The sequence below is a fragment of the Paenibacillus sp. FSL R5-0914 genome (genome assembly GCF_038004525.1).
Classification (GTDB): Bacteria; Bacillota; Bacilli; order Paenibacillales; family Paenibacillaceae; genus Paenibacillus_AQ.
The window spans coordinates 131,349-147,458 of record NZ_JBBORH010000005.1; the positions used below are offsets into that span (position 1 = coordinate 131,349).

At 43.3% G+C, this 16,110-nt stretch carries 14 protein-coding genes and 1 pseudogene; 10 read left to right on the plus strand and 5 right to left on the minus strand.

Annotated elements, in window-relative coordinates:
- Position 1: 1 nt before the first annotated feature.
- From MKX60_RS30965 to MKX60_RS30995, 7 genes are all read left to right on the plus strand, one after another.
- Positions 2 to 430, plus strand: a complete 429-nt coding sequence (locus MKX60_RS30965; RefSeq protein WP_076283122.1) for a DinB family protein — start codon at positions 2 to 4, stop codon at positions 428 to 430.
- Positions 431 to 587: 157 nt separating this feature from the next.
- Positions 588 to 995 (plus strand): MerR family transcriptional regulator, encoded by a 408-nt coding sequence (locus tag MKX60_RS30970; protein ID WP_076283121.1) that lies wholly within the window; start codon positions 588 to 590, stop codon positions 993 to 995.
- A gap of 68 nt (positions 996 to 1,063) precedes the next feature.
- Positions 1,064 to 1,975: an alpha/beta hydrolase gene (locus tag MKX60_RS30975; protein ID WP_076283120.1), complete on the plus strand. Its 912-nt coding sequence runs from the start codon at positions 1,064 to 1,066 to the stop codon at positions 1,973 to 1,975.
- A 243-nt stretch (positions 1,976 to 2,218) separates the two neighbouring features.
- A complete protein-coding gene (locus MKX60_RS30980) occupies positions 2,219 to 2,809 on the plus strand; it encodes a TetR family transcriptional regulator (RefSeq protein WP_076283119.1) in 591 nt (196 codons plus the stop codon).
- Between the two features lie 188 nt (positions 2,810 to 2,997).
- On the plus strand, positions 2,998 to 3,741 hold the full coding sequence (locus MKX60_RS30985) for an SDR family oxidoreductase (protein WP_076283118.1): 744 nt from the start codon (positions 2,998 to 3,000) through the stop codon (positions 3,739 to 3,741).
- Between the two features lie 87 nt (positions 3,742 to 3,828).
- Entirely contained in the window at positions 3,829 to 4,914 is a 1,086-nt protein-coding gene (locus MKX60_RS30990) for a glycerol dehydrogenase (protein WP_076283117.1), read from the plus strand.
- A gap of 105 nt (positions 4,915 to 5,019) precedes the next feature.
- On the plus strand, positions 5,020 to 5,880 hold the full coding sequence (locus MKX60_RS30995) for a divergent polysaccharide deacetylase family protein (RefSeq protein ID WP_076283116.1): 861 nt from the start codon (positions 5,020 to 5,022) through the stop codon (positions 5,878 to 5,880).
- Here MKX60_RS30995 and MKX60_RS31000 read toward each other — a convergent pair.
- On the minus strand, positions 5,867 to 6,619 hold the full coding sequence (locus tag MKX60_RS31000) for an N-acetylmuramoyl-L-alanine amidase (protein ID WP_256721567.1): 753 nt from the start codon (positions 6,617 to 6,619) through the stop codon (positions 5,867 to 5,869). The two genes, MKX60_RS30995 and MKX60_RS31000, sit on opposite strands and share 14 nt — an antisense overlap.
- 183 nt (positions 6,620 to 6,802) lie before the next feature.
- On the opposite strand from MKX60_RS31000, the gene MKX60_RS31005 reads away from it, so the two are divergent.
- Complete coding sequence (locus tag MKX60_RS31005) at positions 6,803 to 6,991, plus strand: YqzE family protein (RefSeq protein WP_076283115.1); 189 nt, start codon at positions 6,803 to 6,805, stop codon at positions 6,989 to 6,991.
- A gap of 172 nt (positions 6,992 to 7,163) precedes the next feature.
- Here the strand turns inward: MKX60_RS31005 and MKX60_RS31010 are convergent, their stop codons facing one another.
- The 3 genes from MKX60_RS31010 to MKX60_RS31020 all read right to left on the minus strand — a co-directional run bounded on the left by MKX60_RS31010 (position 7,164) and on the right by MKX60_RS31020 (position 11,157).
- Positions 7,164 to 8,195, minus strand: a complete 1,032-nt coding sequence (locus MKX60_RS31010; protein ID WP_341062024.1) for a hypothetical protein — start codon at positions 8,193 to 8,195, stop codon at positions 7,164 to 7,166.
- Positions 8,196 to 8,350: 155 nt separating this feature from the next.
- The gene (locus MKX60_RS31015) at positions 8,351 to 9,415 is read right to left on the minus strand and encodes a YqhG family protein (RefSeq protein ID WP_341062026.1); all 1,065 of its coding nucleotides are present in this window, start codon (positions 9,413 to 9,415) and stop codon (positions 8,351 to 8,353) included.
- The gene (locus tag MKX60_RS31020; RefSeq protein WP_341062027.1) at positions 9,412 to 11,157 is read right to left on the minus strand and encodes a DEAD/DEAH box helicase; all 1,746 of its coding nucleotides are present in this window, start codon (positions 11,155 to 11,157) and stop codon (positions 9,412 to 9,414) included. Before MKX60_RS31020 ends, MKX60_RS31015 begins: the two co-directional genes overlap by 4 nt.
- A 415-nt stretch (positions 11,158 to 11,572) precedes the next feature.
- Here MKX60_RS31020 and MKX60_RS31025 point away from each other — a divergent pair, with 415 nt between their 5' ends.
- Positions 11,573 to 14,200, plus strand: a complete 2,628-nt coding sequence (locus MKX60_RS31025; protein WP_341062028.1) for an adenosylcobalamin-dependent ribonucleoside-diphosphate reductase — start codon at positions 11,573 to 11,575, stop codon at positions 14,198 to 14,200.
- 788 nt (positions 14,201 to 14,988) lie between these two features.
- On the opposite strand, the pseudogene MKX60_RS31030 reads toward MKX60_RS31025, so the two are convergent.
- Positions 14,989 to 15,153, minus strand: a pseudogene (locus MKX60_RS31030) (IS5/IS1182 family transposase); the annotation flags it as partial.
- A gap of 198 nt (positions 15,154 to 15,351) precedes the next feature.
- On the opposite strand from MKX60_RS31030, the gene MKX60_RS31035 reads away from it, so the two are divergent.
- Positions 15,352 to 15,807: a hypothetical protein gene (locus MKX60_RS31035; RefSeq protein WP_341062029.1), complete on the plus strand. Its 456-nt coding sequence runs from the start codon at positions 15,352 to 15,354 to the stop codon at positions 15,805 to 15,807.
- The last annotated feature ends 303 nt before the right edge of the window (positions 15,808 to 16,110 follow it).

Consider the following 16,110-nt stretch of genomic DNA (forward strand, 5'->3'; position numbering starts at 1 on the left):
GATGACTATTACTTCAGTACTGCCCATCTGGCAAGCGGTTCAAGAGCGATTTCATAAAATGGTGAAGGCATTGCCGGAAGAAGATTTAAATCTTAAATTAGGGAATTCATCCATCGGAGGTTTGATTTCTCATAATGCCGAGGTAGAATTTATGTTTGCAGAGTGGTTCTTTGGTAGACCTAAACCTCAAGCCGATGACGCAGCTTATACTACATTAAGTGAACTGGTGGATCTGCTGTCTGCTTCCAACGAGAATCTGATTGCTGCGATGCGGGAGCTTCCGGAAGATGCTTGGCATGTAAGCGTAGAGTCGTCTTTTGGCACATCTACTCCGCTTGAAGCGGTAGGAAGACTTATGTATCACACAGGTATTCATGCCGGACAGATTTCTCTAATACAGAAAAATGCGGTTCGAAGTGAAGTGTTGTAGGTAGAAGAGTAGACATGGGGAAACGGCAGAAATGCCGTTTTTTTTGTGTAGATAAGGAGTTTTAAATTGATCCCGATTAATTATTGGCTCTATTTTGATACCCTCTGTATTATCTGGATTTTGGTATAATATAGGGAATTCCAAGGGGGCGTAGATCATGACGGAGTACTTGCGAGGTCAAATGGCCAAGATGGCAAATGTGAATATGGAAACACTGAGGTATTATGAGGAACTGGGTCTAATTAGTACACCTTTACGATCGGAAGCCGGCTACCGTCTTTATTCTGAAGAAGCGCTAAGTCGACTTACGTTTATACATAATGCTAAGCAATGTGGATTCACCCTAAAGGAAATAAAAAAGGCATTGTTAAAATCGGAAAGCAGTGGCATTAGCATAGATGATTTTGTGAAAGTTGTAGATAAAAAAATGGATCGAGTCCGCAATGAAATTGCAAGGCAGGAGATAAAGCTTGCTTCTCTCGCAGACTTGAGAAAAAATATATTAGCCAAGGATAAACATCCTGGAGTACAGTCAACGCTAGAAATCCTAAAAATGGAATCTTAACTTGACCTTGTAGTGACCTACAGGCTTTACACTTTGAGTTGAAAAGACCTGTAGGAGGGATTATCGATATGGAAAAGACGAGTATAGAACAGCTTGCAGCGATCAAAGATTACCTGAAACAAAGCAATCGGTTTGAAAGTAAGTCTGTAGAGCATATCCGACAAGAAATGGTTGAGGCGACTGCGAATATGCCTAGTCATACGGATGTTACAGTCGAGCGGGTCAGGGTTGGGCCATTAAGCGGAGAGTGGACCATTCCTGTGGAAGCAGCTCCACCTGATGATAAAGTGATTCTTTATTTTCATGGTGGTGGTTTTGTTTCAGGAACCTGTGAATTTTATCGGGATCTAGCAGCACGAATTGCAAAGGCGAGTGGCATGAAAGTGCTAATCATTGAATATCGCCTTGCACCCGAGTATATCTATCCCGCCGCTAATGAAGATTGTATAGGGGCTTACCGGTGGTTGCTTGCAAATGGATATTCTGCCAGTGATATCGTGTTTGGAGGAGACTCTGTTGGAGCCAGCCTTGCGCTGATGACACTGATTACTTTGAGGGATGAGGGGAGCGAGTTACCAGCAGGTGCTTTTTTTATCTCGCCGCATACAGATCTTGTTCATTTGGATGGTGAATCGTATCAGAGTCGTGCGGAGCTTGATCCGACAGGTAGCTTGGAAGGGAATAAACGGATACTTGAAGCATATGTAGGTACTCGAACCGAGTGGGCTTCAATATTATCGCCGTTAAGAATGAATTTGCAGGGATTGCCTGATTTACTTGTTCAAGTAGGCAACCATGAGGTGCTATTAAGCGATTCAACGAGGTTGGCTGAACGGGCGAGTGGAGCGGGTGTTCATGTGGAACTGGAAATATGGGATAATATGTGGAGTGTTTTTCATTTCTTAGCGTATATGCTCCCAGAAGCAGAGCAGGCGATTTCGAAGATTGGTAAGTTTGCTAGAGCGAAGCTGGACGAGTGAGTAAGTAGATGAAAGTAAGGAACCTTCTTGAGAAATCAAGGAGGTTTTCTGTTGTTGGGGTATGGTAGGTACTCAGCGGCTGATGAGAATTGGATACCAAGCGTGGACCTAAGTTTAATAAATTAGTGCACGTATATACTGATATTGATTCTACAAATGACAAAGTAAGATTATTGTCAGTTCGTTTTTGAATATTATATGCTATGATAAGTAGCATCAGAAATAGAGCGAGGGGAAATACCAATGTCGAATGATCTTCCATTATCTAAAGAAAACATTTTGGATGCGGCTGAACAAGTACTCCGGCGTTTTGGCCCGGATAAGACTTCAGTTGTTGATGTAGCGAGGGTACTGAAGGTTAGTCATGGTACGCTATATAGACATTTTTCCAGTAAAGCAGCTTTGCGCGAATCGGTAACCGAAAGATGGTTGCATCAAAATATTTTAGCCCCATTGAAGGACGTTACTGAGCAATTTGATGGGAATGCCAAAGAGCAGCTACGTCTGTGGTTAGATACTCTAATTCACAGTAAACGGAGCTATGCTGTAGATGATTCCGAAATGTTTGCTATGTACGCCTCCGTAACTTTAGAAGCCGTAGATATGATTACCCAACACGTAGATCAATTAATTGGGCAACTCGCACGCATTCTTGAAAAAGGTATACAAACCGGGGAGTTTAAAGCATTGGAATCAGAGGTTACGGCAAGAGCTATTTTTAATGCAACATCACGATTTCATCATCCTGCTCACGCGAAAGAGTGGCAGTCGGGTTCGATTGATCAGGAGTTTGCCTCTGTTTGGGATTTGATGCTTTCCGGAATTTCGTCATAAATTGTTATAGCATATTTCATAATAGAAAAATGATGGACTAAACCTTTTGATGAAGATCGGAAGGTTTTTTTGCGTCTGGAGAACAATTATATCGAATGACAAAAAATAATAATTGTCACTTGTTATTTGCGAGTGTTCGATTTATAATCAGACCAACAAGAAAGGCAAACGAATAGGAGGAATAAATGATGGATCAGAATTTGGTTGGAAAAGTTGCATTAGTGACTGGAGCTTCGAGAGGTATGGGACGGGAAATTGCGGAGAACTTGGCGTTACATGGTGCGAAGGTTGTTGTTAATTATGCAAGCAGTCCAAGCAAGGCAGAGGAAGTTGTGAACGAAATTAAGCAAAAGGGTGGAGAAGCTATCGCTATCCGAGCGGATATCAGCCAAGTGGCAGAGCTAGAACAATTATTCCAAGCCACAGTGGAAGCTTATGGACAAATCGATATTCTCGTTAACAACGCAGGCGTTATGATCACAAAGCCGATTGCGAGTATGACGGAAGAAGACTTCGACAAACAGTTCGCTATCAATGTGAAGGGTACCTTTTTTGCTTGCCAGCAAGCGGCTAAACATATGAGTGAGAACGGACGGATCATTAATTTCTCGACATCGGTTACAGGCCAGATGTTCCCAACCTACAGTGTTTATGCGGGAACAAAGGGAGCAGTGGAACAATTCACTCGTCAGCTAGCTAAAGAATTTGGACGAAAAGGAATCACGATTAATGCGGTTTCGCCAGGTCCTGTTAATACGGAGCTTTTCACAGTTGGGAAGTCAGCTGAAGAGATTGCGAATGTTGGGAGTATGAATTCTTTTGGACGCTTGGGTGAGCCTGAGGATATCTCGAGTGTAGTGCTGTTTCTAGCCAGTAAGGAATCACAGTGGGTTACGGGCCAGACGATTCGTGTGAACGGCGGATTTATTTAAGACAAAAGCCTATAGCATCTTTTTTTATAGCCAGTCTGAAGCAACACTCCTTAGAATAAAAGAATATACAAAAAGAGGAGTGAAACCATGACGCAGATCATATGTTCACCGACTAAATATATTCAGGGGTATGGCGAGATTCGTAAGCTGGGAGATTATTGTTTGCAGCTGAGCGCAAAAAGAGCATTTGCGATTGTAGATCCTTATATTTTTTCCATGTACAAGGAGGATATCTTACACAGCTTTGAAGTGAACGATATTCCCCTTATGATGCGCGAATTCAAGGGTGAGTGCAGCCGTAATCAGGTGGATGAGATAGTGCTAGAACTTGGCCTGAAGGACGCTGAAGTTATCTTAGGAATCGGTGGCGGCAAGACCCTAGATACGGCAAAAGCACTAAGCCACATGGCGGATCTCCCGGTAGTTATTGTACCCACAGTGGCCTCGACGGATGCACCTTGCAGCGCTTTATCAGTGTTGTATACGGACGAAGGTGACTTCGACTGTTACCTTCCATTAAAAAGAAATCCTGATATGGTGATCGCAGATATCGATATCATCGCTAAAGCCCCTGCAAGATTACTGGTGGCTGGAATGGGTGATGCTTTGTCCACCTATTACGAAGCAAGAGCTTGCCGTCAATCAGGAGCGGTTACTCATGCAGGCGGGACTAGCACAATCGCAGCGTTCTCTTTAGCACGTGCTTGTCTGGACACACTTCTTGCTGAAGGTGAATCCGCACTCCTGGATGTAAAACAGGGGATCACCTCTTCTGCAGTGGAACATATTGTTGAAGCTAATATTTACTTGAGCGGCGTTGGGTTTGAGAGCGGTGGGCTTGCTGCAGCCCATGCTATTCATAACGGACTGACCCTGTATGAGGAATGCAGGAATGTGCTACATGGTGAGAAGGTTGCCTTTGCTACGATCGTGCAGTTGGTCTTGGAGAAGGCTTCAGAAGATGAGGTCGCTCAGGTCAGTGCTTTCTGCAAAAAAGTCGGCCTTCCCGTTACACTTAAGGAGCTTGGGATTACCAGTAGCGATATGGATAAATTAATGGTGGTGGCAGAAGCTAGCTGCTCCCAGGATAGCCCAATGAAGAATATGCCATTTGAAGTTCAATCTGTGGATGTGCTGGAAGCAATCCTTGCCACAGACAAGCGCGGGCATTAGCAACAGCTCGATTGTAAATTTTTGCGAACCCTCCCCGTACATATTAAACCTTCGTGAACCAAACAATGAGAACAATTGTTTAAGACGAAGGAGGCGTTCCTCTTGATGAAGGACAGTCGAAAGGTTAAACGTTACTTACTGAATTGGCTTGCTGTTGCTGCAGTATTGATTACCACAATTGTTCCGGCTACGCCGACTGTCTCTGCTGCCACGTCTAAAGACAACGCTACAAATACGCAGCTTGAAGAGAGTGCACCAAAACGTGATAAGGTCGCTATCATTATTGACGATTTCGGCAATGGCATGAAGGGGACAGATGAAATGTTCTCGTTACCGATAAAGCTTACTGTAGCCGTCATGCCTTTTTTACCTACATCCGTAAAGGATGCCACCCGCGCACATGAACGCGGAGATGATGTTCTGGTTCATTTGCCGATGGAGCCGCGCCAAGGTAATCCTAAATGGCTTGGACCAGGAGCCATATTGGCCAAAATGTCCGATGAGGAAGTGCGACAAAAGGTTGAGGCAGCACTCGATAATGTTCCTTATGCGATCGGGATAAATAACCATATGGGTTCGAAAATTACCGGAGATGAGCGGATTATGGCAGTGATCTTATCTGTATGCAAAGAACGAGGATTATTTTTTGTAGACAGCAAGACCAACTACCGTTCCGTTGCTGGCAATATGGCTTATCGTATGGGGTTGCCACGCGTAGAGAACCATATCTTTTTAGATGACACACATACAGCAAGTCATGTTCTGAAACAAATGGGTCTCGTCAAAGACATGGCGAAGGATCAACGATTTTGTGTAACGATTGGTCATGTTGGTGTATTTGGGAAAGAGACCGCCGCAGGAATCCGCAGCGGTATTGAACAGATGAAAGACAATGTTGAGTTTATAGGGATTTCTGATCTGGTTAAAAACGAGATGAAATGGAGCTCCCAACTTAAACTTCCATAAGATAAGCTACAATACCATCAGCGATGGCTTCAGCGATTTGTTGCTGCCCTTTAGGGGTGCATAACTTTGCGCGGTCAGTCGGACTGCTTACAAAACCCGCCTCAACGATAACAGTTGTGGCGGTTATTTTATTGAGTAAATAAAAGGGTTTGCCTGGTCTTGGATGAGCTTCGACATCGTAAAGATTGTTTAGCTGATGCTGAATGGACTTAGCAAGCATGAAGCTACGACCCTCTTGACGGTACAATACAAGTGGACCATGTTTGGAAGGGGAAGGCGCCCAGTTAATATGGATGCTTACCACTACAGTAGCAGGTAATGTCTCAGCAAGTTCTTTACGCTGTGCAAGATCCCGAAGATGTCGAGATTTACTACGCAACCAGCGGTTCTCATCACTTGGGGCATAATCTCCATTGCGATTTAAAGCAACGTCAAAACCATCGCTACCCAGAAGTAGAAATAATCGACGTGAGATATCTAAGGTGATATCTTTTTCAAGAATATTACCATAGGAAGTTCCACCGTCGATGCCTCCATGTCCCGCATCAATTAGGATCATACGGTGTCCGTGACCTAATAAATGCTGACGGTCATCCTTCATCACGGGTTTCTCTGGTGTCGCGGAGGCTAAGGAGCTGCCCATAAACAACATTAGTAGTCCTAGGGTAGTTAGAGTGATTCGAAAGCCGCATAGAACAGCTGCTGTACTGGGAAAGGGTTGTTTTCTCCAGTTGTTCAAGTGAAACGCCTCCTTGCAAGTGAATAACGTCTTCTGGATTCTTTGTTAGATTGTGCTTTAATAGGTAAACCTATTCGACAAATCAGAAGTCTGTAGTTTAGATCCAAGTGGAGTGGTGCACACTAAGACCATGGAACGGATGCTGATAATCTGAATTCACTTACATTTTTAGGAGGTGTTAAAATGGCTTCCGGTGGCGATGAGCTTGTAAAGTATATAACGGAGAAGGTAGTCGTATATATCGAGGATCCGCGTGCCATTCATGCTCGTAGAGCGGCTACGAAGCAGCCGTGGTCACAGAAATGGTTTGGCATGCTCCCGCTTGGGTGGTCTATCTGGCGAAGCAAGTGGAGTCATGGCAAAAAAGAATAAAGGTATAAATAGCAAATAACCTTCCAGTGCCATTATTCATGGGTGGCAGTGGAAGGTTATTTGCATTTGTTTAAATATAAGAATTTATATGCTTACGTTATAAATTATCCTTCTATTTCTCACATAAACACTTACCGTCCTCATAAGGACGCCGAAGGCGTTTATGCTTGTGTTAACGATTATATCCGAGTGCTTTGGTCGTTCTGTCTGGCAGCTTATGCAGTGTTCCATTATTTTGTAGTGCAGTGAGTGGTAAGTATCGTTTTCCTTCAGGGCCTGAGGCCGCGTATACGGTAGTTTTATTGTTCTCAGCTTGACCTTGAGAAGGCTGCCAGCTCTGATAGCCTGTAATCATAAATGGTGCCCCGACAAGGTCGTTTCGTCCAGCAGCTTGATAAGCGATGCTTTCTTTAGGTCTGATCAGAAGTGCGATATTGTCACCGCTCACTGTAGTTAGTTTAGGAGCGGTCAGCCAAAGGATATCTTCGTAAGGATCATCTGACCCTCCACTATTGAAGGCCGATAGCGGTGATACGTCAGGATTAAGATTAGTAATTACATCTGTTGCTGGAGGCTGCTCTTTAAGGACTTCTTCTGCCTTGCTCAGTGTCCAAGGTAAAATTTGCGGTACGGAAGCATTGATGTAAACCGTCTTTTCGTCAATGGTTATTTTCCAGACCGGTAGAAGTGGTGCATATAAAGCAGTAATGTTTATTGTTCCTGAAAAAGATGATGTAATGAGACCTTTCTGCACCAAAAACTGGCGCAGATCATTTAAACTGTATGGGAGTCCGTAAGTGCCGGCTCCATATTCACTTAGCATATATCCGCCTGTATCTGTGGCAGAAATGATCATGTATCCAATCCGCTCTTCACCCTTCATTACATTTACAAGCCAGCCATGTGTACCTGGACCAAGGGGATAATATTCTATCCTTGCATCCTTCCAGGCTGTAAATGGAGCTTCTGCAGCGAGCTTGTTCAATGTAGCCTTAGCGAATTCTTGGACCGTACTGGGTGAAGGTAAGGTACTCATCTTCAATACAGGAATTGCATTCTGCGTGACTGACTGGATCACACTTACTCTGGCCAGCGCCAGCGCTGAAGGGGAACCAGAACTGGATACAAACAGTCCAAAGCTTAGAAGCAGGAGGAGGCATCCTTGACCCGCAAGTTTCAGCCTCCGCCGCAAACTTATTTTCATGGCGTCGATCACCTTTCTTTGTTAAGAAATGTCAGGAAAGTTAAGCTTTACTCTATTGTAGTGGACAGGCTATAAAAAGGCTGTTGCTTGCTGTCGCGCTTGAAGGCGGAAGTTCTCTTGTTTTTTTGCCTGCTTTTAGCGAGTAGGGTCGCATTCTATAGACTTCGCAAATGAAACAGTCCGTAGGTTATCGCAGAAACTGCAATTTGCGGTTCATATTGCCAAATGGTCTCCTGTCGACGACGGTTATACTGCTCTTGAGTGCCTAAACGTTTTTCTTCATCAGGCTCTTTCAGCAGCTCTCCGTAATAAATATCAATGATAGCCAGCTCGATTCTAAGACGCTCACGTGCCTGTTCTGCCCAAGTGTAATCGAGTTCGGCTAGATGAGAGGTAAGATGAGCCTCTAATAAATCTGTAGCGGCTGTCACTGTTAATTCATAAGGCTGAATATGGACGTTTTCTGGTAAACGGGGGATCATCTCCCGCGAGGCTATCTTAGCGTTAAAGTCATCAATGATGGTCCCTTTTGTCAGCGATATTCCAAGATAATGCAGTTCTTCCCTTTTCAAATCGCAGCTCATCTCCACTTTATAGCAGACGCCGAGCCACGGTTCATAGGCAGCAGAGAAGAGTGTATTCCGCTGCCTGCTACCGGGATCTTCAAATAAGTAAAGGCATTTCCCTTCATCTTGGGCTGCGCTCCAAATTTGCTGCAGGCGCTTGCTACCATAGATGATATCTTCACGTCTTATCATACCGGGCCCAATTCGGGGCAATGCAGGTACAATACCGAAGTAGCGGGCTAGGATGCTATCTTCTGGATTTGAGGAGGGGACATGAACCACATTAGATTCAGGTGATGTTGGATTCAATAGATCTGCGCTAGCCTCAGCATCTGTTGTGGCGCCCATCGCTGGGTTTCCGGTAATTGGCGGATTCAATGCTCCGATGCTGCGATTTACCGTTGGCGGAACTTCTATAGCTGCCTGGCTATCGTATTTTTCCGGATCAAATACAAAAGTGAAAGAGAGTGTCTCCGGATCAACACCAGTACGCTCCACGAATCCCCAATAATAAGGTCGATCTGTAAGCATTCTGTCAGCTCTTGGCGATAGCTTTACAGTTACGTGAATGGGCGATACTTCAATAATGGAGCATTCTGTCGCCTCCAGATAATCCATTACATGTTTACGTACTTCCTGTGAGTTGAGGGTCATGTCGAAGTCTCACTTTCCTTTTTAATACCCTGAGTCAACTCACTTAGGGATTCACCGATATGATCTAACTCATGTCGCAGCTCTTCATCGGAGCGGGATTCGAGCATGATTTTGTATAAACTTTTCTCCAGCGATTCTTTCTTCTCAAAACGCTCCAGAATCACATCCAGCCCGCCAATGACCATTTCGAACATATTGATCTTCTCGTGTAGCAGATGCAGAATATGTTCTTCAATCGTGCCCTGTGTGGACAAATTATAGATAACCACGTCATTTTCCTGACCTAACCGGTGCACCCGCCCAATCCGTTGTTCTACTCTCATGGGATTCCAAGGCAGATCGAAGTTGATCATATGGTGACAGAACTGCAGGTTAATGCCCTCACCACCCGCCTCAGTAGCGATCATGACTTGAGCACGACCGCGGAAGAGGTCCATCATCCAGTCCTTTTTACCACGATTCATCCCGCCGGAATAAGAAACACACATTAGCCCATGTTCGCGGAAATACTGAAGCAAATATTCTTGAGTCGCGCGATACTCCGTAAAAACGATGACCTTTTCATTCATTTCTTGAATGAGAGATAGTGTTGTTTCGGCTTTGGTATTGGTCTTAACCGTACGAAGTGTCTGCAATAGCTCCATCATCCGATCGCGTTTCGGCGAATCAGCAGGCAGCTTCTTGATCAGATTAACTAAAGTGATGAAGACGGCATCCCTACTGCTGCACACCTCACGCTGAAGCGTTACCAAGGAAAGCATGCTGCTAAGATTGCCGCCTGATTCCTGATACTGATCTTTAACAAAAGAAGTGACAGCGTCATATAATACTCTCTCTTCCTGTGAAAGAACTAGCGGAATATTACGGACTTTTCGTTTCGTAAAATTAACTGGACCTTCGCCACGCCGATTGCGGATCATCACCTTCGATAGCTCGTCCCTTAGCTGACCTTCATTCTTAGGTTGGCGTTTATCAACGACGAAATTCGAAGCAAAATCACCCTGATTTCCTAATTGCCCCGGTTTCAGTAAAGTGATCAAATTAAATAGCTCGCCCAGATCATTCTGAACGGGAGTAGCGGTTAGGAGCAGGCAATATTTTTTGCGTAATTGCTGTACAAATAGATAATTGGTCGATTTCTTGTTCTTCAGCTTATGCGCTTCATCAATAATCAACATGTCATATTCATTTTCCAGCAGCATCTCTTTATGAGGATCGCGCTTCGCGGTATCCATAGATGCGACGACAATCGCATTCCCCCAGGAATAAACTTTTTTCTGTGCAACAGCAGAGATGCCAAACTTGGCATTCAGCTCGCGGACCCACTGCAATACGAGGGAAGCGGGTACCAGAATAAGCACTTTAGAGACTAGACCGCGGACAAGATATTCCTTGAGTACAAGTCCTGCTTCAATCGTCTTTCCTAGTCCAACCTCATCTGCAAGAATCGCGCGGCCCGACATCTCAAACAAAACCTTATGCGCGGTATCGAGCTGATGAGGGAGCGGGGATAATCCGGATAAATGCTTCATGCATTGCAGCTCATCGAAGCTGGTTACTAGACCCGTTTGTTCACCTTGCACAGCAAGCTTGGACAGACGGTAGTCTCCCCACGGACCACCTTTATCTAGTTTGAGTTCTAGATCCTGCAGCCAATTCCGGTCAAAAGAAAGAGGAACAGGCAGTATAGGCGCTGACTTTCCACCTTTGTGAGGTAGAGAATTACGGAATAATTGCGTCATGGTACAGCCTCCTCAGGTGCTATTTCATATCATCATTCGTAGGAGTAGTATGCTCTTAAACAAGAGAATTCATAACCTTCTATTTTTCTTGATAGCCTTTAAAAAAGAGAGTAAAAGCGAGAAAACGCGGCAAGGTTTGCGATATTTCGGCTGCTTGACTCTATTTTCGAAAAAGACCTTCGATACAATATGTGGTATAGTTTAAAAGCTGACGCACACAATATATTGTGACAAAAGCATGAAAATGTGATTTTTTTAAAGTGCGTAGCTGCTATTTGTTATTGACAAGATGAACTTCCTACATACACCCGTAAGACGGAAGATAAGTGTAAGGAAGTTTTTGTTGTGGGTCACAAAATGTACGCCCACACCTGAACTGGAACTAATATTTACTACATTGCGGGAGGTTTTTCTATTGGGTAAAGTGGAACGGAAGCAACGCCTTGAAGGGCTAAGTGAAAAAATATTTTTGGATCGTTATGCTTGGAAGGATGCCGACAGCAATAATGCTAAAGTGGGCGATGTTGTACTCGTTCTAACAAAAGATGATCCGAAGTTTCCCACGAAGGAAGTCGGAGAGATCGTAGAACGTAACGGCAGAATCGTAACCGTGAAGACGCGCAGCGGCGAACTTGTGAAATCAGATGTTGAAAAGCTGACGCTTAATATAGAAAAAACACCAGAGGAAATGTGGGATCGTCTGTCTACAGCTATGGCTTCTGTGGAGAAGACGCCTGAGCTTCAAGAAGAATGGGCGGGTAAATTCCGTTCGATTCTGGATGATTGGAAGCTCGTACCGGGTGGACGAATTGCTGCTGGTGCAGGCGCTAGTGAAGAACTAACCCTGTTCAACTGTTATGTAATTCCTTCTCCAAAAGATAGCCGTGGCGGCATTATGGAAACGTTGGCTGAAATGACAGAAATTATGGCTCGTGGTGGCGGTGTAGGGATTAACCTATCCTCTCTACGTCCACGCCGGGCAATTGTGAGAGGTGTTAATGGTTCTTCCAGTGGTTCTGTATCTTGGGGCGGTCTGTTTAGCTATACCACTGGATTAATTGAACAAGGCGGTAGCCGTCGTGGTGCACTTATGCTCATGATTAATGACTGGCATCCAGATGTGGAGGACTTCATTACCGTAAAGCAAACGATGGGTCAAGTTACGAATGCGAACCTTTCGGTATGTGTGAGCAATAGCTTTATGAAGGCTGTAAAAGAAAATCTGGATTGGGATCTCGTATTTCCGGATACTACAGATCCAGAGTACAACGATGTGTGGGATGGCGATCTAGACAAGTGGAAGGCTGCGGGCAAAAACGTTATTCATTATCGCACCGTTAAAGCGCGTGATGTGTGGCGCACCATTATTGAATCCGCTTGGAAATCCGCTGAGCCAGGCGTTGTGTTCATGGAATACTACAATCAGATGTCCAACAGCTGGTATTTTAATCCGATCATTTGTACGAACCCATGTGGGGAGCAAGGACTGCCAGGCTGGGGAGTCTGCAATTTGTCTGCTGTGAACCTGTCCAAATTCTACGATGAGAAGAATCATGATGTAGACTGGGAAGATCTCGCGACTACGACGCGTTATTCCGTACGTTTCTTGGACAATGTCATTGATAAGACGCCTTATCATTTCCCGGAAAATGAAGCGAATCAGAAAAACGAACGCCGTGTAGGTCTCGGAACGATGGGTCTTGCTGAGCTGATGATCAAATTGAACATCCGTTACGGTAGCCCGGAATCTTTGGCGTTTCTGGACAAGCTTTACGGCTTTATGGCTCGTGAAGCGTACCTTGCTTCTGCAGAGATTGCTGGTGAGAAGGGATCCTTCCTAGCTTTTGACACAGAGAAATATTTAATGAGCGGCTTTATGAAAAATATGCTCGAAACGTATCCAGAGGTTGGTGAAGCGATTCGCAAACATGGCATGCGTAACGTTACAGTGATAACACAAGCACCTACAGGTAGCACAGGTACAATGGTAGGCACCTCGACTGGTATTGAGCCTTATTTTGCCTTTAAGTATTTCCGTCAAAGTCGCCTTGGCTACGATGAACAGTTCGTTCCAATCGCCCAAGAATGGCTTGAATCTCATCCAGGTGAAGAGCTGCCAGATTATTTCGTGACTTCGATGGATTTGTCAGCTAAGGATCATATTCGTGCGCAAGCAGCGATTCAACGCTGGGTAGATAGCTCGATTTCCAAGACAGCCAACTGCCCGTCTGACTTCACAGTAGAAGAGACGGCTGAGCTATATGAAATGGCTTTCGATTTGGGCTGTAAAGGCGTTACGATCTACCGTGATGGTAGCCGTGATGTACAAGTTCTGCAAACCTCGAAGAAGGAAGATGCAGTAGAAGAGGTAGCTCCAGCAGTTGAAGTTGCAACGACTCCTGAAGCAAATGTTGTAACGGCAAGCCCAGCACCTCAAGCTCCTACTAAAGAGCTGGATAAACAATACAAAAAACGTCCGCAGGTTCTGCGCGGCGCAACCTATAAAATCAACACACCTTTTGGTATGGCGTATATTACGATCAATGATCTAGATGGCACACCGGCAGAAATCTTCCTGAATGTAGGTAAAGCAGGTTCTGATGTCTTTGCGATGGCAGAAGCACTCGGTCGTGTCTGCTCCTTGTTCCTCCGTTATGGAGATCATGGTGAGAAGGTAGAATTGTTGATCAAACATCTGAAAGGTATCGGCGGATCAGGTGCAATCGGCTTCGGTGCGAATCGAGTAGAATCCATTGCAGATGCTGTAGCTAAGGCATTGGAGACTCATGTACTGAATAACGCTCATGATGATCATTTGCCTGCACCGATTGCAGCAACTTTGGAGCTAGAAGATTTCAATGAAGCTTTAAATGCGGAGTTGAAAGCGAGTGTTCCTGCGGCAACGTCTACCGATGATAGTCATGGTGCGCATAACCACACTAGCGCTTCACGTGATCTTTGCCCCTCCTGCGGCGGCGCCTCGCTGATTAATATTGAGGGCTGTAAGACTTGTGGCAATTGCGGGTATAGTCGCTGCGGGTAAACGGTAGAGCCAATAAATGTTTTATGGGAAAACTTATGATTTTTCATTTTAAATGAGAAAAGTTCGTTTTAAACGAGAAAAAACTTCACCATGCAATAGTATGTATATATATACATGCTATTGCAGCAAGTTTCACGTCTTTACTTAGAAAGTCGGCAAGCCATTACTTAGGGTTTACCGGCTTTTTATTAATAACATGACAGGCTAAAGGGCAATCAATTCGGGTTTCGATTCTTCACTATTTTGCAGCTGGTTCTCAGCATCACGAAGTAACATCCAAGAATAAAAAATAGTTAAAGAATGAGCCGATTTGTTGGCTTTAAAATGTTTGATTCCTCTTCCGTTAAGGATATTGACTTATTCGAATTGCAGATCTGATATAGTTTAAGACGTTTGAAAATATCCACTATCTGTGCCTGTGTACTTCGGGCATCAAACCCAAAAAACTAAATTTAGAGAATTATGTTAAATTAGAATTCTATTATAAAATCCTTGAAGAATGACATCATAACTGGGATGGTATCAATTTTATTCTCACTGTCAATCTAGAAGGAATAATTTGCCTCGTAGTCTTTGATGTAAGTAAAATAAAATGTTATTGAGTAGCCTCTCGTAGCTTTGAGAGCGTTTAAGACGCTTCAAAAGGTATTCGAAACTTATGTAGAGGATTATTTGGATAATGTCGTATTTATGATAGTTGTATTATAGGTTGTCACTAGTGTCCCTCAAATTAAAAAGGCGACATTTTGTTCGATTTTGAACGAAATGTCGCCTTTGCTTTTATACTTTTACTTCGATTCTTTCATCAAATTAATGATTCGCTTGAGACTAACAGAAAATATCGCCATAGCGCCTTGCATCTGCATGCCAATTAGACCCGAGGAAGATGCAACATCATATCCGTGTCTATGTTTGAGTTCACTATTTTTTGCCTCAATTTTATAACGCTCTTTCGGAAGAGGGGTTTACTATTAATTTTCGCCTTAAAATTCCCGATGATTACATTATAAGGATATTTAGTGTTTTAGTTAAAATTAATCCATATAATTTCAGGGGTGGTATATAGGTGCTTGAAGTAAGAAGAAAATCTCGATGAAGGGTGATGATACCATTAGAGCATTAAGTGAACGAATGGAAAAGGGGGACGAAAGATGAAGTCATTCAAGACAGGGCTACAAGCCATTCTTTATGTAATACTGGTGGTTGGACTGCATCTGATCTTAATCTATTTTTTAAAGATAAGAATAGAGGGATGGGGAACGGAGTTATTATATACCTCATTTAAGGTGTACTTTATACCGCTGTTATTATGTTTAATTAATTCTTTTTTGCTTATAAGGACTCTTAGGATAAAGGACAATACCATTTGGTTTTTGGTAACGATGTTATCCAGCCTCTTACTTCTTTTATTTTTCAATGCAATACAAGATGACACTAATAGTGATGAAGAAGTTTTCATTTCTATTTTATCTTCACCGAAATATCAATTGGAAATGCTCTTTCTACTTCCTTGGTGTATTTCTATTATACAATTTATCTTAACTCTATATTATCTAATCAAAATAAGAAAAAATCTAATCGCTAGAAATAATAAAGGGGGAATCTAATATGAAAAGAATATTTTCATTAAGCATAATTATTACAGTTTTTGTTTCTTTATTTAGTCCAACTGGAAAGCTCCAGTTAAATTAAACTTCCTGACTACGGTCAGGAAGTTTTCTCTTTTAAGAAAAAAATGGAATTAAAACTCTAAATAAAAAAGCACTTTGAATAAGAAAATACCAATTGTTTAGTATGTGAAGAACAAGTATCATCCGGGATAATAGCCTTAAGATATAACTAGATATAGTAAATATAAGTTATACATATTAAGCCTGCCATGGTATCCTTAACTTAAAAGAGACGTGTAT